The organism is Streptomyces sp. JB150, assembly GCF_011193355.1.
In the GTDB taxonomy this organism is placed as follows: Bacteria; Actinomycetota; Actinomycetes; order Streptomycetales; family Streptomycetaceae; genus Streptomyces.
In genome coordinates this window covers 1739659-1758922 of record NZ_CP049780.1, presented here as the reverse complement: position 1 = coordinate 1758922, position 19264 = coordinate 1739659, and the positions used below count along the sequence as shown (strand labels likewise).

The window sequence follows — 19264 nt, the reverse complement described above, 5'->3', positions numbered from 1 at the left end:
CACAGTTGAGCCGGTCCGTACCCCTACTGGCGGGTACGGGCCGGCGTGCCGTGTATGGGCCGTCTCGATGTCACTCCGGAGGCTCCGGGGAGGTAGGGTCGGAGGCGGTCGGGGACATCCCAAATAGAGCTCGCCGGCGACAACGGAGCCGGCGTACCAACGAGGAGATCGGTTCGTGACGATCCGCGTAGGCATCAACGGCTTTGGCCGCATCGGTCGTAACTACTTCCGCGCGCTGCTGGAGCAGGGTGCAGACATCGAGATCGTGGCTGTCAACGACCTGGGTGACACCGCGACCACCGCCCACCTGCTGAAGTACGACACCATCCTGGGCCGCCTCAAGCAGGAGGTGTCGCACACCGAGGACACCATCACCGTCGGCGACAAGACGATCAAGGTCCTGTCGGAGCGCAACCCCGCCGACATCCCGTGGGGCGAGCTGGGCGTCGACATCGTCATCGAGTCGACCGGCATCTTCACCAAGAAGGAAGACGCCGAGAAGCACATCGCCGGCGGCGCCAAGAAGGTCATCATCTCCGCTCCGGCGAAGAACGAGGACGTCACCATCGTCATGGGTGTCAACCACGACACCTACGACGCGGCGAACCACCACGTCATCTCCAACGCCTCCTGCACCACCAACTGTGTGGCGCCGATGGCGAAGGTCCTCGACGAGAACTTCGGCATCGTCAAGGGCCTGATGACGACGGTGCACGCGTACACGAACGACCAGCGCATCCTGGACTTCCCGCACAAGGACCTGCGCCGCGCCCGTGCCGCCGCCGAGAACATCATCCCGACCACCACGGGTGCCGCCAAGGCCACCGCGCTGGTCCTGCCGCAGCTCAAGGGCAAGCTGGACGGCATGGCCATGCGCGTCCCGGTCCCGACCGGCTCGGTCACCGACCTCGTCGTCGAGCTGTCCCGCGAGGTCACCAAGGAAGAGGTCAACGCCGCCTTCCAGAAGGCCGCCGAGGGCGAGCTGAAGGGCATCCTCGAGTACACCGAGGACGCGATCGTCTCCTCCGACATCGTCAACGCCCCGGCGTCCTGCACCTTCGACTCCTCCCTGACCATGGTCCAGGAGGGCAAGAACGTGAAGGTCATCGGCTGGTACGACAACGAGTGGGGCTACTCCAACCGCCTCGTCGACCTGACGGTCTTCGTCGGCAACCAGCTCTGACCGGCTGAAGCAGGCACCTTGACGTGAGCACAGGGCTCGGGCCAGGCGCGAGGACGCGCGGCCCGGGCCCTGACGCACGTCACGGCCGGCCGCCCTCTCTAGGATCAGGCCTGGTCATCGGTCACGAGCCATCCGGTCACGAGCAGAACGAGCCTCCTCAGGAGTCCCCTGACATGAAGACGATCGACGAACTCCTCGCCGACGGGGTCGCGGGCAAGCGGGTCTTCGTCCGCGCCGACCTCAACGTGCCGCTGGACGGCACCACCATCACCGACGACGGCCGTATCCGCGCGGTGCTGCCCACCGTCAAGGCCCTCGCCGAGGCGGGCGCCCGCGTGGTCGTCGCCTCGCACCTCGGCCGCCCCAAGGGTGCCCCGGACCCCGCCTTCTCGCTGGCCCCGGCCGCCGCCCGGCTCGGGGAACTCCTCGGCGCGGACGTCGCCTTCGCCACCGACACCGTCGGCGAGTCCGCCCAGGGCGTCGTCGCGGGCCTCGCCGACGGCCAGGTCGCCGTCATCGAGAACCTGCGCTTCAACGCGGGCGAGACGGCCAAGGACGACGCCGAGCGCGCCGCCTTCGCCGACCAGCTCGCCGTCCTCGCCGACGTCTACGTGGGCGACGGGTTCGGCGCCGTGCACCGCAAGCACGCCTCGGTGTTCGACCTGCCGAAGAAGCTCCCGCACTACGCCGGGTACCTCATCGCCACCGAGGTCGGCGTCCTGAAGAAGCTCACCGAGGACGTCCAGCGCCCGTACGTCGTCGCCCTCGGCGGCGCCAAGGTCTCCGACAAGCTCGCCGTCATCGACCAGCTCCTCGGCAAGGCCGACCGCCTCCTCATCGGCGGCGGCATGGCCTACACCTTCCTCAAGGCCAAGGGCCACGAGGTCGGCATCTCCCTCCTGCAGGAGGACCAGATCCCGGTCGTGAAGGAGTACATGGAGCGCGCCGAGAAGAACGGCGTCGAGCTGGTCCTGCCGGTCGACGTGCTGGTCTCGTCCGAGTTCCCGGACCTGAAGACCAAGGCCCCGGCCAACCCCACCACCGTCGCCGCGGACGCCATCCCCGCCGACCAGGAGGGCCTGGACATCGGCCCCGAGACCCGCAAGCTCTACGCCTCGAAGCTCGCCGACGCGGCCACCGTCTTCTGGAACGGCCCCATGGGCGTCTTCGAGCACCCCGACTACGCCGAGGGCACCAAGGCGGTCGCCCAGGCCCTCGTCGACGCCCCGGGCTTCACCGTGGTCGGCGGCGGCGACTCCGCCGCGGCCGTCCGCACCCTGGGCTTCGACGAGAACGCATTCGGCCACATCTCGACCGGCGGCGGCGCCTCCCTCGAATACCTCGAGGGCAAGACGCTCCCCGGCCTCGCCGCACTGGAGGACTGACCCCGCATGACCACTCGCACGCCGCTGATGGCGGGCAACTGGAAGATGAACCTCAACCACCTCGAGGCCATCGCGCACGTCCAGAAGCTCGCCTTCGCCCTCGCGGACAAGGACTACGAGGCCGTCGAGGTCGCCGTCCTGCCGCCCTTCACCGACCTGCGCTCCGTGCAGACCCTGGTCGACGGCGACAAGCTGAAGATCAAGTACGGCGCCCAGGACATCTCGGCGCACGACTCCGGCGCCTACACCGGCGAGATCTCCGGCCCGATGCTGGCCAAGCTGAAGTGCACCTACGTGGCGGTCGGCCACTCCGAGCGCCGCCAGTACCACGGCGAGACCGACGAGATCGTCAACGCCAAGGTCAAGGCCGCCTTCAAGCACGGCCTCACCCCGATCATGTGCGTCGGCGAGGAGCTGGACGTCCGCGAGGCCGGCAACGCCGTCCCGCACACCCTGGCCCAGGTCGAGGGCGGTCTGAAGGACGTCCCGGCCGATCAGGCCGAGACCCTCGTGATCGCCTACGAGCCGGTATGGGCCATCGGCACCGGCAAGGTCTGCGGCGCCGAGGACGCCCAGGAGGTCTGCGCCGCCATCCGCGGCAAGATCGCCGAGCTGTACTCGCAGGACGTGGCCGACAAGGTCCGCGTCCAGTACGGCGGCTCCGTCAAGTCCGGCAACGTCGCCGAGATCATGGCGCAGGCCGACATCGACGGCGCGCTGGTCGGCGGCGCCTCGCTGGACGCCGACGAGTTCGTCAAGATCGTGCGCTTCCGCGACCAGTGAGTATGCGGTAGCGGCGTTCCGTCGTACCCTTGCGGGGGCCGGCAGTAGTCTGTCGGCCCCCGTCGTCCATCCGAAGCCGAGGAAGTTGGTCCAGCCGTGGTTATGGGGTTCTCGATCGCCCTGATCGTCTTCAGCCTGCTGCTGATGCTGCTGGTGCTGATGCACAAGGGGAAGGGCGGCGGCCTCTCCGACATGTTCGGTGGCGGCATGCAGTCCACCGTCGGCGGCTCCTCGGTCGCCGAGCGCAACCTCGACCGCATCACCGTCGTGGTCGGTCTGCTCTGGTTCGCCTGCATCGTCGTGCTCGGCATCCTGATGAAGGTCGGCTGACCTTCGCCGACCGGCCGGCGCCGCCCGCGGGTCAGCACGATGTCGCACGTAACGCCCCATGTACGGTACGCGCCTTCGCGCGCGGCCTATCATGGGGCGTGCGTCTGTGTGGGGGGTCTGTAACTCCAATCACTGGACGCGCGTTGGGCCTTACGTAGACTGGGGCGCTCGCAGCGAAGCGAAACGCCGACGCGCTTCGCGGCACCATCACGCAGGGAGTTACGACCGTGGCAAGTGGCAACGCGATCCGAGGAAGCCGGGTCGGGGCGGGGCCGATGGGCGAGGCCGAGCGCGGCGAGTCCGCGCCGCGTCTGCGCATCTCCTTCTGGTGCTCCAACGGGCACGAGACGCAGCCGAGCTTCGCCAGTGACGCGCAGGTTCCCGACACCTGGGACTGCCCGCGCTGCGGCTTCCCCGCCGGACAGGACCGGGACAACCCGCCGGCCCCGCCGCGCACCGAGCCCTACAAGACGCACCTCGCGTACGTCCGGGAGCGGCGCAGCGACGCGGACGGCGAGGCCATCCTCGCCGAGGCGCTCGCCAAACTGCGGGGCGAGATCTAGGACATGACGACCGGCCGGGTACCGAAAGGTGCCTGGCCGGAGCTGTTTTTCCCGGCCGGGCCGCGAAGCCCGCCGCCGGGACGGGGCGCCGCGCGGCCGCTCGCCGACCGATTGTCAGTGCCGCCCTCTACGGTTGGCTCATCCGGCGAATCGTGAGGGGGAGTCGTGACGACGGCTGAGACGGTCGGTGTGCGTGCGCCCGCCTGGCGCGGGGGGTTCGGGCGGCTGTGGAGCGCCGCCGTGCTCTCCTCCTTCGGGGACTCCCTGCGCACGGCCGCCCTGCCGCTGCTCGCCGTGACACTGACGGACCGGCCGCTGCTGGTCGTTTCGGTGACCGCCTGCGGCTATCTGCCCTGGCTGGTCTTCGGACTGCTCGGCGGCGCCGTCGCCGACCGTGTGGACCAGCGGCGCGCGATGTGGACGGTGGACGCGGTACGCGGGCTGCTGGTCGCCGCGTTCGCGGTCGCCGTCGCCCTCGGGCACGCCTCGATCGCCCTGCTGATCGCCCTGGCCGTCGCCCTCACCACCCTCCAGACCCTCTTCGACAACGCCGCCACGGCCCTGCTGCCCGCCCTCGTCGGCCCCGCGGCGCTCGACGGCGCCAACGCGCGCCTGATGACCGGCCAGCGCGTCGCGGGCGGCCTGCTCGGCGCGCCCGCCGCGCCGCTGCTGCTGACGGCCGGGGCCGCCGTGCCGTTCGCGGCCGACGCCGCGACCTTCCTGGTCGCGGCTGCCCTGGTGGCCTCGCTGCGCACCACCGCGCCCGAGCGCGGACCCAGCCCCGCGGGCAGCACCCTGCGCCGGGAGATCGCGGACGGACTGCGCGCCCTGTGGCACGACCGCGTGCTGCGGGGACTGTGCGCCGCCACGACCCTGTGCAACATCGGCATGGGCGCCCTCATCGCCACCCTGGTGGTCCTCGTGACCGGCCGGCTGGACGCGGGCACCGCGGGATACGCGGCGGCGGTCACCGCGTACACCGCCGGCAACCTCGCCGGGGCGGCGGTCAACGGCCGGCTCGTCGCCCGCATGGGACGCCTGAGAGCGGTGCTGCTCGCCGGGACCGCGCAGATCGGCGCGCTCGTCGTGATCGGCTCGGTGCGCAGTGTGGTCGCCGTGGTGGCCGCCATGGCCGTCTTCGGCTGCATGGGCATGGTGTGGAACGTCAACACCACGACACTGATGCAGCAGCGCAGCCCCGCCGGAATGCTGGGCCGGGTCGGCTCGGCCTTCCGCACCCTCGCCGTCGCCGGGGCGCCGCTGGGCGCCCTGCTCGGCGGAGCCGTCGCCACCGCCTGGGGCCTCCACACCCCCGCGCTGCTCGCCGCCGCCTTCTTCGCCCTCTCCGTCACCGCGCTGATACCGGTGCGCGCGGCGGACGTACCCGTTGCCGCGCCGGACGACGCCGCGACGGCGGCTCACGCCCCGCGCTGATCAATTAGGTTGGGACGGCTGGAACAGGCACGACAGAAGGCTGACGTCGGACATGAACGCGAAGGGCCGTACCAGGCTCAACCAGACGCCCGAGTGGACCGCTCTGGCCAGGCACCGCGAGGAGCTCGGCGAGGTGCGGCTGCGTGAGCTGTTCGCCGCCGACCCCGGGCGCGGCAGCGAATACACGCTCCAGGTCGGTGACCTGCACATCGACTACTCCAAGCACCTCGTCACCGACGAGACCCTGCGGCTGCTGCGCGAACTGGCCGCCGCTACCGATGTGTTCGGGCTGCGGGACGCGATGTTCCGCGGCGAGAAGATCAACACGACGGAGCGGCGGGCGGTGCTGCACACCGCGCTGCGCGCCCCGGCCGACGCGGTGGTCGAGGTCGACGGCGAGAACGTCGTGCCCGGTGTGCACGCGGTGCTCGACAGGATGGCCGCGTTCGCCGAGCGGGTCCGCTCGGGCGAGTGGACGGGTCACACGGGCAAGCGGATCCGCAACGTCGTCAACATCGGCATCGGCGGCTCCGACCTCGGGCCCGCGATGGCGTACGAGGCGCTGCGCAGCTACACGGCGCGCGATCTGACGGTGCGTTTCGTCTCCAACGTGGACGGCGCCGACCTGCACGAGGCGATCCGGGACCTGGACGCGGCGGAGACGCTGTTCATCGTCGCCTCGAAGACCTTCACCACGATCGAGACGGTCACCAACGCCACCTCGGCCCGCGACTGGCTGCTGCGCGAGCTGGACGCCGGGCAGGAGGCGGTGGCGCAGCACTTCGTGGCGCTGTCCACGAACGCCGAGCGGGTCACCGGGTTCGGCATCGACACGGCGAACATGTTCGAGTTTTGGGACTGGGTCGGCGGCCGCTACTCGTACGACTCGGCGATCGGCCTGTCGCTGATGATCGCCATCGGCCCGGACCGGTTCCGGGAGATGCTGGACGGCTTCCGCACGGTCGACGAGCACTTCCGCACCGCGCCCCCGGAGGCCAACGCCCCGCTGATCCTGGGCCTGCTGGGCATCTGGTACAACAACTTCCACGACGCCCAGTCGCACGCCGTCCTGCCGTACAGCCACTACCTGTCGAAGTTCACGGCCTATCTCCAGCAGCTGGACATGGAGTCCAACGGCAAGTACGTCGACCGTGACGGGCGGGAGGTCGACTGGCAGACCGGCCCGGTGGTCTGGGGCACGCCCGGCACCAACGGCCAGCACGCCTACTACCAGCTCATCCACCAGGGCACCAAGCTCGTCCCGGCGGACTTCATCGGGTTCGCGGAGCCGGTCGCCGAGCTGAGCGACGAGCTGAAGGCGCAGCACGACCTGCTGATGGCCAACTTCTTCGCCCAGACACAGGCGCTGGCGTTCGGCAAGACGCCCGACGAGGTGCGCGCCGAGGGCGTGCCGGAGGAGCTGGTCGCGCACAAGACGTTCAAGGGCGACCACCCGACGACCACGATCCTCGCGCGTGAGCTGACCCCGTCGGTGCTCGGCCAGCTCGTCGCCCTCTACGAGCACAAGGTGTTCGTGCAGGGCGCCGTGTGGAACATCGACTCCTTCGACCAGTGGGGCGTCGAGCTGGGCAAGGTCCTCGCCAAGCGGGTCGAGCCGGCGCTGACCGAGGGGGCCGGGGTGCCGGGCCTGGACCCGTCGACCAAGGCCCTGGTCGCCACGTACCGGAAGCTGCGCGGCCGGAGCTGACGGCCGCGGTGACGGGAAGCGGCGGGCGCGCGGGCCGCCGCTTCCCGTAGACTCCCCGGCGATCATGGACACGATCGCTCGGGGGAGCACAACGTGAGGACGACGCAAGGGAGTTGGACGGGCGGCACCCTGACGCCGCAGGATTTGCTGCGGCCGAAGGAGGTGGCACGGGCGGTCTTCCACCCGGCCTGGATCCCGGAGTCGCTGGACCCGGCCGTGGACACGCTCAAGCGGGTGCGGCTGATCGCCGGAACGATCGCCGCGGTCGGCGTCTACACCGTCGTCGAGGGCGGGTTCGGCTTCGACGAGGTGCTGGAGAACATGCTCACGGCGTCCGCGGTGCTGCTGTTCATCACCCCGCTGACGGTCGCCGTGATGCTCTACGTCTGGCGGCGCGGCGGCACGGTGCGGGCGATGCGGGTGCCGCTGCTCAACTCGCTGAAGCTGCTGCTCGCGTTCGTCGGCACGATCGTCCTCACCGTTCTCGTGTGGCGGCTGGCGGGCGGCGCCGGCTTCCTCGTCCTGCTGCTCGCGCCGGTGGCGCTGTGGCTGACCGCCGTCGTGATCCGCGGGGCGGTGCACGTGTCCGGCAACTTCTTCGGCACCGCGGGTGTCCACCGCTGTCTGCCGCCGCTGCTGGCCACGGTGACGACGTGGCTGATGGCGATCCCCGACCTGGCGACCGGCGACCTGCACGGCCTGAGCCTCACCATGGGCGTCGTGTTCATCCTGGGCGCCCCGCTGACGGTCACCGCCATCGCCGCGCTGGAGATGGGCCGCCTCAAGCAGCGCTACGGCATCCGTCTGGCCGCCCACCCGGCCACCCTGCCCCCCGTCCCGGGCCCGCCGCCCCCGGTGCCGCCCGTGCCGCCGACGGCTCCGCCGCACGCCCCGCGGCAGGGGAACCCGTACGGCAACACGCCGTACGCACCGCCGTACGCCCCGCAGCAGCACGGCAACCCGTACGGGCGGCCGCCCGGGAACCTGTACGGACCGCCGCCCGGCCACCCGTACGCGCCCCCGTGGTCAGGGGGGAACCCGTACGCGCCTCCGCCGCCCGGCCCGTACGGCGGCAGCCCCTACGGCCCCGGGCCGCACTCCGGCTGAGCCCGGACCCGGCCGAGCCCGCCCGCGCCCGGAGCCCGCGCGGGCCGGGCCCGCTGCGGGGGCGCGCTGTGGACCTCCGGTCAGGCCACCGCGCTCAGCGTGTCCGCGAGGCGGCGGCGGGCCGCGCGGGACGCGGGCAGGGCGGCGAGCGCCGCCGCGCCCAGTACGGCGGCCGTGCCGAGCAGCACCAGCAGCCAGGGGGAGGGGCCCTGCGCGATGCCGGCGCCGATGCCGCTGGATCTGCCCTGGGCGTCGATCAGCCAGCGCGCGAGCGGCAGCCCGAGGGCCGTGCCGAGGACGACCGCGGCGAGGGAGGTGCAGCCGGTCGCGGTCACGGTGATCGCGGTGATCTGGCGCGGGGACAGCCCGATCGCCTTCAGGGCGAGCAGATCGCGCTCGCCCTCGCGGACGGTGCCGCCGATCGCGGTCAGCAGTTCGATCAGCCCGATGAGGGCGAGGACGGCGACCAGCCCGAGGACGACGCCGCGCAGCGCGGAGAGACCGTCGGCCGGGTTGGTGACGGTGTGCACGTCCAACCGGCCTCGCCCGTCCGCGGCGAGCCGGTCGGCGACCTCGTCGGGGTCGGCGCCGGGGGCCAGCCGCAGCTGGTAGAGGCTCGGGCGCAGCGCGGGGTCGTTCTCGCGGAGCGTGTCGAGCGAGGTGGAGACGACCCGGCCGGCGTTCTCCGGCTCGATGCTGCGGCCCACGATGTGCAGGATCTGCGGCCGGTCGCCGACGGTCATCCGCACCCAGTCGCCGACCCGCACGTCCAGCAGGTCGAGCAGCCCCTGTCCGGCCACCGCCTCGTCGGGTCCGTGCGCGGCGCGGCCCTCGGCCAGGGTGTACGGGTAGGGCTCGGCGCGGGTGCCGAGGCCCCGCAGGGCGATGGTCGCGGTCTGGCCGGGGACCAGGGCGGCCACCTCAACACCGGGGTAGGCGGCGGTGACCCGCGGGTCGCGTTCCAGCAGCGCGCGGGCGTCCCGGTCGCTCAGCGCGGCGTCCGCGCGCACGGTGAGCGCGGCGGGCAGGCCGATCCGCTCGGGGCTGCGGTGGAACCGGTCGATGGTGGTCCAGGCGCTCATCGCGACCACGATCAGCAGCAGCGGCAGGGCGAGCCGCGCCACCGTGCCCAGCGAGCGCGGCCACCGGGCGAACGCCCGGTGCCAGCCCAGCACCAGCGCGGGCGGCACCCGCGTCCCGAGGGCCCGGCGCGCCGGGCCGGACAGCCGCCCGCCCGGCAGCGCCGACGGCCGCGGCACCGGGACCGGCGGCACGCGTCCCGCCCGCCACGCGGCGAGCCCGGTGGTGGCACCGATGAACAGCACCGCGCCGACCGGTATCGCGACGAGCGCGGCGGTGTGGCCGGGCAGTCCCTGCCACACGGCGACCGCGTCCCCGAGCCGCCCCGGGAACCGGCTGCCCAGCGTCTCGGTGAGCGCCGCCGCGGCCACGGCGCCCAGCACGGCGTACGCCAGGTGCTGGAGGAGGAAGACCCGGACGACCTGGCCGGGGGTGAAGCCGATCGCCTTCAGCACGGAGATGTCCCGCAGATGACCGCGGATGCGGGTGCCGATGGCGCCGTGCACGGCGAACCCGGCGGCGATCAGCGCGCCGAGCCCGAAGAGCCCCAGCACCTGCCCGAGCAGCCGGGTGTCGCCCTGCGCCTCGGCGCGGGCCTGCTGCCAGGTGGAGACCTCGCCGATCGCCCCGGCGCCCAGCACGGTCACGGCGCGCTGCACGGCGTACCCGGTGTCCGACGGGTCCGTGAGCCGCAACCCGATCACCTGGGCGTCCTCGCCGGGCAGCGCGGCCGGCAGGGCCCAGACCAGGCCCGGCCGCTCGCCCGGCCGGTAGCGCGGCTCGGCGCTGTCGGCGACGCCGACGACGGTCAGCCGCCGCCCGGTCCCGGGCAGGGTCAGCGGGTCGCCCGGCTCGGCGAGCAGGGCACGGGCGAGGCTGCTCTCCAGGACCACGCCGTCCGGCGCGGCCGGGTCGAGCCAGCGTCCCGCGGTGAGCAGCGGCCGGCCCACGGGGGGCGTCTCTGCGGGGCTGCCGCGCAGTTCGACGGAGGCGCGGCTGCCGCGTGAGGCGACGGTGGCGGAGTCGGTGCGGTAGGGGCCGGCGACGGACTCGACGCCGTCCAGGGCGGCCAGCGCGCCGGTGTCGGCGGACTCGTCGACATGGAGCCACACATGGGCGCCGCGTGCCTGGGTGAACACCCGCTGCCAGGGGTTGGTGGCGTACCCGAACAGGGCCGTGGCCAGCAGCAGCGAGACGACGATGCCCGCGGTGGCGAGGGCCAGGAAGACCGCCTCACCGCGGTGCGTGCGCAGATCGGAGTGCGCCCAGCGCAGGGTGGCTCGCACGGCCTCAGCCCTCGCGGACGCAGGGGTCGTACACCGGCACGTCGGCCCCCGGCAGGTCGGTCTCCGGCAGGTCGGTCCCTGGCGTGTCGGCCCCCGGCAGGTAGGTGCCCGCCGTCTCAGCGCCCGGCATGACGGCCCCCGGCAGGTCGGCGCCCGCCGCCTCAGCGCCCGCCGTGTCAGTGCCCGGCACGTCCGTCCCCGGCATGTCAGCCCCCGGCATGTCAGTCCTTCAGCTCCAGCACGCCGGATGTCCCGGAGCGGCGCGGCCGGGGGCCGGCGTCGAGGTGCGCGTCGTCGGCGATCCGCCCGTCGAAGAAGCTGATCACCCGGTCCGCGGCGCTCGCCAGCCGGGCGTCGTGCGTGACCAGCAGAATCGTCTGGCCGCGCTGGTGGAAGCGGGACAGCAGCCGCATCACCTCGCGCGTGCCCTTGCTGTCGAGGCTGCCCGCGGGCTCGTCGGCGAGCAGCACCGGCGGGTGGTTGACCAGGGCGCGGGCCAGCGCGACCCGCTGCTGCTCGCCGCCGGACAGCTCCCCGGGCATGCTGCGCTCCTTGCCCGCGAGGCCCAGCTCGGCCAGCAGCTCCTCGCGCTCGGCGCGGGCCCGCCGCGGCGGGACCCCGGCGAGCAGGGCGGGCAGCTCGACGTTGTCGGCGACGGACAGGTTCGACACCAGGTTGAAGAACTGGAAGACGATCCCGATGCGCCTGCGCCGCTCGACCGCCCACCGGGCCTCGCTCCAGGCGTCCGTGGACTCGCCGTCCAGCCGGATGGAGCCGGCGTCGGGCCGCTGGAGCCCGCCGAGCAGATGCAGCAGTGTCGACTTCCCGGCGCCCGAGGGGCCGGTGATCGCCACGAACTCGCCGCGCCGCACCGCCAGGTCGACCCCGCGCACGGCGTGCACGGGCGCGCCCTCGCCGCGGTGGGTCTTCACCAGGCCCTCGGCGCGCAGCACAGGAGGGGAACCGTCACTCACTCCAGCTCCTCCAGCTCTTCCTGGCACCTCTCCAGCCAGTCGAGGTCGGCCTGGAGATGCAGCATCGCGCCCTCGATCAGCAGCTGGGCGATGCGGTTGTCGCGGTCTTCGGCGGCGGCCAGCTTCGACAGCTGCCGCATGGTGTTCAGATACTGGCGCCGCTGCTTGTTGATCAGGGCGATCTGGTCGGCGAGACCGGTCTGCGGGGCGAGGGCCAGTTTCATGAAGAACTCGTCCCGCACCCGCGGCTCGTCCTCGGGCTCCTCGAACCAGGCGCGCAGCGCGTCACGCCCGGTGTCGGTGAGGTGGTAGACCTTCTTGTTGGGCCGGCTCGACTGTTCGACGTCCTCGCCCTCGATCAGTCCCTGTTTCTCCAGGCGGCCGAGGGTGACGTAGATCTGGCCGACGTTCGGCTGAGGGTACGCGGACCCCAGCAGTTGCTCAAGGTCCTGCTTCAGCTCGTAGCCGTGGGCCGGGCCGCGCGCGAGGAGTGCCAGGAGGGGCAGGCGCACTCGTGCAGTCCTCCTGTCCTCGCCATGTGCGTAATGTGGGCCAGGCCCTAGTATCGCCCATACCTAACAGGTATACATGGCCTCTGACCCGGGCGAGGGTGCCCGTGGCCGGTGTACAGGGAGGAACCTATGCGGTGGATGAGTGCCGCGGGTAGGGGCCTCCTCGTTCTCGTGGTCCTGCTGACCGGTTACGCCACCTCCGGCGCCCAGGCGGGCCAGGCCCGCGGCGACGCCGGGCGCGGACCGCTCACGCTCGCCACCGCCGGCGACCTCACCGGCTATCTCGGCCCCCTGCTGGAGGGCTGGAACCGCGCCCACCCCGGCGAGCGCGTCACCCTCGTCGAACTGCCCGACTCGGCCGACGAGACCCGCGCCCAGATGGCCACCGACCTGCGCGCCGGCGGCCGCGGCCGGTTCGACGTCCTCAACATCGACGTCAACTGGACCTCCGAGTTCGCCGCGGCCGGCTGGATCCGCCCGCTGCCGCGCGACCGCTTCGACCTGGGCGCCTTCCTGCGGCCGGTGGTCGGCACCGCGACCTACGACGGGCGGCTGTACGCCGTCCCCTACGTCACCAACGCGGGCCTGCTGCTGTACCGCAAGGACGTCCTCGCCACGGAGGGCGTCCCGCCGCCGCGCACCTGGGCGGAGCTGGAGCGGTACGCGAAGACCCTCGCGCCCCGGCACGGACTCGACGGGTACGCCGGCCAGTTCCTGCCCTACGAGGGCCTGACCGTGAACGCCGCCGAGGCGGTCTACTCGGCGGGCGGCACGATCCTCGGCGACGAGGGCGCCCGCGTCACCGTGGACTCCGCGGCGGCCCGCGAGGGCATCGGGTTCCTCGCCCGCGGGGTGCGCGACGGCTGGATCCCGAGGGCGGCGCTGGCGTACAAGGAGGAGGAGTCCCGGCAGGCCTTCCAGGACGGGCGGCTGCTCTTCCTGCGCAACTGGCCGTACGCCTACGTCTCCGCCTCCGCTCCGGGCTCCCGGGTCGCCGGGAAGGTCGGGGCGGTACCGCTGCCGGGGCCGGACGGGCCCGGGACCAGTGTCCTCGGCGGCTCCAACCTGGCGGTGAGCAGCCATGCCCGGCATCCCGACACCGCGGCGCACCTGATCGCCTACCTCACCAGCGAACCCGTGCAGCGCCAGGTCCTCACCCGCGGCGCGCTGCCACCGGTCAGGGCCGCGCTCTACGACGATCCCGCGCTGGTGCGCGCCCACCCGTATCTGCCGACCCTGCGCGAGAGCGTGCTGCGGGCCGCGCCGCGCCCGAAGAGCCCGCACTACGACCAGGTCAGCCTGGTGGTGCAGGCGGCCGTGCAGGACGCGCTGACCGGGCGGCTGACGCCCGAGGCGGCGGTGCGCCGGCTGGCGCGCGAGCTGGCGGCCGTCTCCCATCGCTAGCTAGTTACCTGTTAGGTAACACGGATATCTCAACTGTCGTCAGTCTGTCCGCTTTCACCCGGCTTTGTCGTGCCAACTGGCCGGTATCTCACGTTCTTTTCGTTGACACGCCGATGACACGCCTACCTAACATGCATTCATGTTGAGTAAGCGCCACTGGTGGCGGGACGCCGTGATCTACCAGGTGTACGTCCGCAGCTTTCTGGACAGCACCGGTGACGGGGTCGGCGATCTCGCCGGCGTCCGGGCGGGACTGCCGTACCTGAAGAAGCTCGGCGTGGACGGGATCTGGCTGAGCCCCTTCTACCCCTCGCCGCAGCACGACCACGGCTACGACGTGGCCGACTACTGCGACGTCGACCCGCTCTTCGGCGACCTCGCCGAGTTCGACCAGCTGGTGCGGGCCGCCCGGCGGCTCGGCATCAAGGTGCTGCTCGACATCGTCCCCAACCACTGCTCCAGCGCCCACCCGTGGTTCCGCGAGGCACTCGCCTCCCCGCCCGGCAGCGCGGCACGCGCCCGCTTCCACTTCGCCGACGGCCGCGGCCCCGACGGCAGCGAGCCCCCGAACAACTGGCACGCCATGTTCGGCGGCCCGGCCTGGACCCGGGTCACCGAGGCCGACGGCCGGCCCGGCCAGTGGTACCTGCACATGTTCACGCCCGAGCAGCCCGACTGGAACTGGCGCAACCCCGAGATCCGCGCCGAGTTCGACCGCATCCTGCGCTTCTGGCTCGACCGGGGCGTCGACGGCTTCCGCATCGACGTCGCCGCCGGCCTCTTCAAGCACCCCGCGCTGCCCGACTCCGACGACCCCGAGGCCGACGCCCGCACCCGCGACTCGGTCAACCCGCTCGCCTGGAACCAGCCCGAGGTGCACGACGTGTGGCGGCACTGGCGGGCGGTCTGCGAGGAGTACCGGGAACGCGACGGCAGCGAACGCCTGCTCGTCGGCGAGGTGTCCGTGCCCACCGCCCGCGAACACGCCCTCTACGTCCGCCCCGACGAACTCCACCAGGCCTTCTTCTTCGACCTGCTCGGCGCGCCCTGGGACCCCGACGCCTTCCGCAAGGCCATCTCCGAGGCCATGGCGGACATCGCCGGCACCGGCTCCACCGTCACCTGGGTCCTCAACAACCACGACCAGGTGCGCACCGTCACCCGCTACGGAGAGCCCACCCCGCACGGCAGCGGCCTCGGCGCCGCCCGCGCCCGCGCCGCCGCGCTGCTCATGCTCGCGCTGCCCGGCGCCGCGTACATCTACCAGGGCGAGGAGCTGGGCCTGCCCGAGGTCGTCGACCTGCCCGACGACGTGCTCACCGACCCGATCTTCCGGCGCACCGGCAGCCGCGCCCGGATCCGCGACGGCTGCCGGGTGCCGCTGCCGTGGTCCGGGCAGGCCTCGCCGTTCGGCTTCACCTCCGGCGCCGAGACCGCCAAGCCGTGGCTGCCGCAGCCCGAGTGGTTCGCCGAGTACGCCACCGACCGCGCCCTCGCCGACACCCGCTCCTTCTGGCACCTCTACCGGGACGGCCTGCAACTGCGCGCCGCCCTGCCCCAGCTCGGCGAGGGCACCCTGCGCTGGCTGGAGACCCCGCCCGGCGTCCTGGCCTTCGTCCGCGGCGACGACCTCGTGTGCGCCGTCAACTTCGGTACGGCACCCGAGCCCGCGCCGGTCGCCGGCACCCCGCTGCTGTCCAGCGGCCCCTGCCCGCCCGGAGAGCTGCCCGGCTCGACGGCGGCCTGGTGGATCAGCGACCTCCCCGTCTCCTCCTGAGACACCCCCAGTCTCCGGAGACCCCCGTCTCTGGCTGGGACACCCCCTGTCTCTCCCGAGACACCCCCTGTCTCCCCGAGACACCCCCGTCTCTCTGGAGACACCTCTGCGCCTCCTCCCGAGGCACCTGCGAAGGGACATCGACGATGATGCGACGACGTACCACCCTGCTCACCACCTGTACCGCCCTCGCCCTGGCCCTCGGCGCGACCGCCTGCGGCGGCGGTCCCGTCACGGCCGGCGGCGGCGACCAGGCGCTCAGCGGCCAGACCGTCACCGTGGCCGGTGTCTGGTCCGGCACCGAGCAGAAGAACTTCCAGAAGGTGCTCGACGCCTTCACCGAGAAGACCGGCGCCAAGACCCAGTTCGTCTCCACCGGCGACAACGTCTCCACCGTCGTCGGCAGCAAGATCGAGGGCGGCAACGCCCCCGACGTCGTGATGGTCCCGCAGGTCGGCGTGCTCCAGCAGTTCGCCGAGCAGGGCTGGCTCACGCCGCTGTCCGAGAAGACCGAGCAGGCCGTCGACGCGGGCTTCGCCCCCGTCTGGAAGAAGTACGGCAGCGTCGACGGCAAGCTGTACGGCCTCTACTTCAAGGCCGCCCACAAGTCGACCGTCTGGTACAGCCCCGACGCCCTCGCCCAGGCGGGCGTGAAGCCGCCGAAGACGTACGACGAGATGCTGAAGGCCGGGCGGACCGTCTCCGACTCCGGGCTCGCCGCCTTCTCGGTCGCCGGACAGGACGGCTGGACCCTCACCGACTGGTTCGAGAACGTCTACCTCTCCCAGGCCGGCCCCGAGAAATACGACGCCCTGGCCGCGCACGAGCTGAAGTGGAGCGACGCGAGCGTGGTGAAGGCGCTGGAGACGCTCGGCACGCTCTTCAAGCACAAGCAGCTCGTCGCGGGCGGCCAGAAGGGCGCCCTCAACACCGACTTCCCCGGCTCGGTCGAGAAGGTCTTCGGCCCGAAGCCCGAGGCGGGCATGGTCTACGAGGGCGACTTCGTCGCCGGTGTCGCCAAGGACCAGTTCGGCAAGGCGATCGGCGAGGACGCGGACTTCTTCCCGTTCCCGGCGGTCGGCGGCGGCAAGCCGCCCGTCGTCAGCGGCGGCGACGCGGCCGTCGTCCTGAAGGACGGCAAGAACCGCAAGGCCGCCATGGCGCTCCTGGAGTACCTGGCCACCCCCGAGGCCGCGGCCGTGTGGGCCGAGGCCGGCGGCTTCCTCTCGCCCCACAAGAAGCTCGACCTCGCCTCTTACGGCGACGACGTCACCCGCGCCATCGCCCGGTCCCTCGTCGCGGCCGGCGACTCGGTCCGCTTCGACATGTCCGACCAGGCCCCCGCCGCCTTCGGCGGCACCAAGGGCGCGGGCGAGTGGAAGATCCTCCAGGACTTCCTGCGCGACCCGTCCGACCCGAAGGCCACCGCGGAGCGGCTGGAGGCCGCGGCGGCGAAGGCGTACCGGGGCTGACATGACCGCCACCCTCGTGAAAGAGGCGAGCCCGCCGGCCGCCGCGGCCGCCGACACCCGTCGGCGCCCGCGGCGCCGGGGCCGGATCATCGCCTTGCTCTTCGTCTTCCCCGCGCTGCTCCTGCTGGGCGCCCTCGTCGTCTACCCGGTGCTGTTCTCGGTCGGCCGCAGCTTCTTCGACGCCGGCGGGACCCGGTTCGTCGGCGGCGAGAACTACGCCGAGATGTTCCGTGACCCCGCCACCCTCAAGGCCATCCGCAACACCGCGATCTGGGTCGTGGTCGCGCCGACCCTGCTGACCGGCCTCGGACTGATCCTCGCCGTCCTCGTCGAGAAGGTCCGCTGGGCCACCGCGTTCAAGCTGCTGCTGTTCATGCCGATGGCGGTCTCCTTCCTCGCCGCCGGCATCATCTTCCGGCTCGCCTACGACGAGGATCCCGACAAGGGCGTGCTGAACGCGGCCGTGGTCTCCGTCCACGACGCCTTCACCGGCACCTCCTCCTATCCCACGGCCCGCGCCCGCGACGGCCAGGGCCTGACCAGGGAGGCGGACGGCGCCTACCGCACGAGCACCGCCGCCGCACCGGGCGACACGGTGGCGCTCGGCCTGGTCGGCGTCCAGCCCAAGGACCTGCCCGGCGGCGCCGAACCCGCCCGCGCCGCGGCCGCGCGCACGGCCGCCCCCGGCGAACTGCGCGGCGTCGTCTACCTGGACTTCACGCCCGGCGGGGGAGGGGAGCAGGGCAGGGTCGACCCGCGCGAGAGCGGCCTGCCGGAGATGAGGGTCGAGGCGGTGCGCGGCGGCGAGGTGGTCGCCGCCACGACCACGGCGTCCGACGGCTCGTTCCGCTTCGGCGGCCTCACCGACGGCTCCTACACCGTCAGGCTGCCCGCCTCGAACTTCGCCCCGCCCTACGAGGGCGTCTCCTGGCTCGGCCCCGCGCTCGTCACGCCCGCCATCATCGGGGCGTACCTGTGGATCTGGACGGGCTTCGCGATGGTGCTGATCGGCGCGGGCCTGTCCACGCTGCCCCGGGACGCGCTGGAGGCGGCACGGATGGACGGCGCCAACGAGTGGCAGATCTTCCGCCGCATCACGGTGCCCCTGCTCGCACCCGTCCTGACGGTCGTCTTCGTGACCCTCGTCATCAACGTGATGAAGGTCTTCGACCTCGTCTACATCATCGCGCCCGGACCGGTGCAGGAGGACGCGACCGTGCTCGCGACCCAGATGTGGCTGGTGTCGTTCGGCGGCGGCAACAACCAGGGCCTCGGCAGCGCGCTGGGCGTCCTGCTCCTGCTGCTGGTCGTCCCGGCGATGGTCTTCAACGTCCGCCGTTTCCGAAGGAGTCAGCGATGAACGCCATCCGGCGCGGGCTGGGCAACGGGCTCGTCCAGGCCTTCCTCGTGGTGACCGGCCTGGTGTGGATGACACCGCTCGCCGGCCTGTTCCTCTCCTCGCTGCGCTCCGCCGAGGACACCGCGACCGGCGGCTGGTGGACGGTCTTCACCAGCCCCGGGCAGCTCTCCTTCGACAACTACTCCGCGCTGCTGGACAACTCGGGCATCACCCAGGCCTTCTGGAACACGGTCCTGATCTCCGTCCCGGCGACCGCCCTGGTCGTCGTCATCGCGGCACTCGCCGGATACGCCTTCGCCTGGCTGGACTTCCCACTGCGCGAGCCGCTGTTCCTGCTGGTGGTGGCGCTGCTGGTGGTCCCCGTGCAGATCGGCCTGCTGCCGGTCGCCAAACTCTTCGGGCAGCTGGGCCTGTTCGGCACGATCCCCGGCGTCGTCCTCTTCCACGTCGCCTACGGCCTGCCGTTCGCCGTGTTCCTGCTGCGCAACTACTTCGCGGAGATCCCGAAGGAGATGCTGGAGGCCGCCCGCATGGACGGCGGCAGCGAGTGGCGCATCTTCACCCGCCTGGTCCTGCCCGTCGGCCGCCCGGCCATCGCCAGCCTCGCCATCTTCCAGTTCCTGTGGGTGTGGAACGACATGCTGGTCGCCCTGCTGTTCGCCGACAGCAGCGCCCAGCCGCTCACCGTCGAACTCCAGTCGCAGATCCGCCAGTTCGGCAGCAACATCGATGTCCTGGCGCCCGGCGCCTTCCTCTCCCTGGTGGTCCCGGTGGCGGTCTTCTTCGCCTTCCAGCGGCACTTCGTGCAGGGCGTGATGGCCGGGTCGGTGAAATAGCCCGACACGGAAAGGGGCGGCGGAGATCCCGGATCTCCGCCGCCCCTTTCCGTGTCAGCTCCGTTTCAGC

The 19264-nt window shown here is 72.2% G+C and carries 17 protein-coding genes; 13 read left to right on the top strand and 4 right to left on the bottom strand.

What is annotated here, in order from left to right; translation table 11 throughout:
* Nucleotides 1-175 precede the first annotated feature (175 nt).
* The 8 genes from gap (at nt 176) to G7Z13_RS08255 (ending at nt 8493) form a co-directional block, all read left to right on the top strand.
* Complete coding sequence (gene gap / locus G7Z13_RS08290) at nt 176-1183, top strand: type I glyceraldehyde-3-phosphate dehydrogenase (protein ID WP_165997431.1); 1008 nt, start codon at nt 176-178, stop codon at nt 1181-1183.
* 173 nt (nt 1184-1356) lie between these two features.
* Nucleotides 1357-2568 carry a phosphoglycerate kinase gene (locus tag G7Z13_RS08285; protein ID WP_165997429.1) on the top strand — a complete coding sequence of 404 codons (1212 nt, stop codon included), beginning with the start codon at nt 1357-1359 and terminating at the stop codon, nt 2566-2568.
* 6 nt (nt 2569-2574) lie between these two features.
* The gene (gene tpiA / locus G7Z13_RS08280; RefSeq protein ID WP_165997427.1) at nt 2575-3351 is read left to right on the top strand and encodes a triose-phosphate isomerase; all 777 of its coding nucleotides are present in this window, start codon (nt 2575-2577) and stop codon (nt 3349-3351) included.
* Between the two features lie 102 nt (nt 3352-3453).
* Complete coding sequence (gene secG / locus G7Z13_RS08275) at nt 3454-3681, top strand: preprotein translocase subunit SecG (protein WP_166004764.1); 228 nt, start codon at nt 3454-3456, stop codon at nt 3679-3681.
* Between the two features lie 227 nt (nt 3682-3908).
* The gene (locus tag G7Z13_RS08270; protein WP_010352468.1) at nt 3909-4244 is read left to right on the top strand and encodes an RNA polymerase-binding protein RbpA; all 336 of its coding nucleotides are present in this window, start codon (nt 3909-3911) and stop codon (nt 4242-4244) included.
* A 165-nt stretch (nt 4245-4409) separates the two neighbouring features.
* The gene (locus G7Z13_RS08265) at nt 4410-5678 is read left to right on the top strand and encodes an MFS transporter (RefSeq protein ID WP_165997425.1); all 1269 of its coding nucleotides are present in this window, start codon (nt 4410-4412) and stop codon (nt 5676-5678) included.
* Nucleotides 5679-5730: 52 nt separating this feature from the next.
* Nucleotides 5731-7386 (top strand): glucose-6-phosphate isomerase, encoded by a 1656-nt coding sequence (pgi, locus tag G7Z13_RS08260; RefSeq protein ID WP_165997423.1) that lies wholly within the window; start codon nt 5731-5733, stop codon nt 7384-7386.
* A 93-nt stretch (nt 7387-7479) separates the two neighbouring features.
* On the top strand, nt 7480-8493 hold the full coding sequence (locus G7Z13_RS08255; protein WP_165997421.1) for a hypothetical protein: 1014 nt from the start codon (nt 7480-7482) through the stop codon (nt 8491-8493).
* Between the two features lie 80 nt (nt 8494-8573).
* Here the strand turns inward: G7Z13_RS08255 and G7Z13_RS08250 are convergent, their stop codons facing one another.
* Genes G7Z13_RS08250 through G7Z13_RS08235 form a run of 4 tightly spaced genes read right to left on the bottom strand, consistent with a single transcriptional unit; the run spans nt 8574 to nt 12345 of the window.
* Entirely contained in the window at nt 8574-10859 is a 2286-nt protein-coding gene (locus G7Z13_RS08250; RefSeq protein WP_165997419.1) for an ABC transporter permease, read from the bottom strand.
* 4 nt (nt 10860-10863) lie between these two features.
* Nucleotides 10864-11079 carry a hypothetical protein gene (locus tag G7Z13_RS08245; protein WP_165997417.1) on the bottom strand — a complete coding sequence of 72 codons (216 nt, stop codon included), beginning with the start codon at nt 11077-11079 and terminating at the stop codon, nt 10864-10866.
* 1 nt (nt 11080) lies between these two features.
* Complete coding sequence (locus G7Z13_RS08240; RefSeq protein WP_165997416.1) at nt 11081-11833, bottom strand: ABC transporter ATP-binding protein; 753 nt, start codon at nt 11831-11833, stop codon at nt 11081-11083.
* Nucleotides 11830-12345, bottom strand: coding sequence for a PadR family transcriptional regulator (locus tag G7Z13_RS08235; RefSeq protein ID WP_165997414.1), 516 nt, complete (start codon nt 12343-12345; stop codon nt 11830-11832). The genes G7Z13_RS08240 and G7Z13_RS08235 overlap by 4 nt, the downstream gene beginning before the upstream one ends.
* 129 nt (nt 12346-12474) lie before the next feature.
* Between G7Z13_RS08235 and G7Z13_RS08230 the strand changes: the two genes are divergently transcribed.
* The 5 genes from G7Z13_RS08230 (at nt 12475) to G7Z13_RS08210 (ending at nt 19194) form a co-directional block, all read left to right on the top strand.
* Nucleotides 12475-13749, top strand: a complete 1275-nt coding sequence (locus tag G7Z13_RS08230; RefSeq protein WP_165997413.1) for an ABC transporter substrate-binding protein — start codon at nt 12475-12477, stop codon at nt 13747-13749.
* Nucleotides 13750-13888: 139 nt separating this feature from the next.
* Complete coding sequence (locus G7Z13_RS08225; RefSeq protein WP_206313028.1) at nt 13889-15526, top strand: glycoside hydrolase family 13 protein; 1638 nt, start codon at nt 13889-13891, stop codon at nt 15524-15526.
* Nucleotides 15527-15672: 146 nt separating this feature from the next.
* Nucleotides 15673-16998 carry an ABC transporter substrate-binding protein gene (locus G7Z13_RS08220; RefSeq protein ID WP_165997411.1) on the top strand — a complete coding sequence of 442 codons (1326 nt, stop codon included), beginning with the start codon at nt 15673-15675 and terminating at the stop codon, nt 16996-16998.
* A gap of 1 nt (nt 16999) precedes the next feature.
* On the top strand, nt 17000-18358 hold the full coding sequence (locus G7Z13_RS08215) for an ABC transporter permease subunit (protein WP_165997410.1): 1359 nt from the start codon (nt 17000-17002) through the stop codon (nt 18356-18358).
* Nucleotides 18355-19194, top strand: coding sequence for a carbohydrate ABC transporter permease (locus G7Z13_RS08210; protein WP_165997409.1), 840 nt, complete (start codon nt 18355-18357; stop codon nt 19192-19194). Before G7Z13_RS08215 ends, G7Z13_RS08210 begins: the two co-directional genes overlap by 4 nt.
* Nucleotides 19195-19264 lie beyond the last annotated feature (70 nt).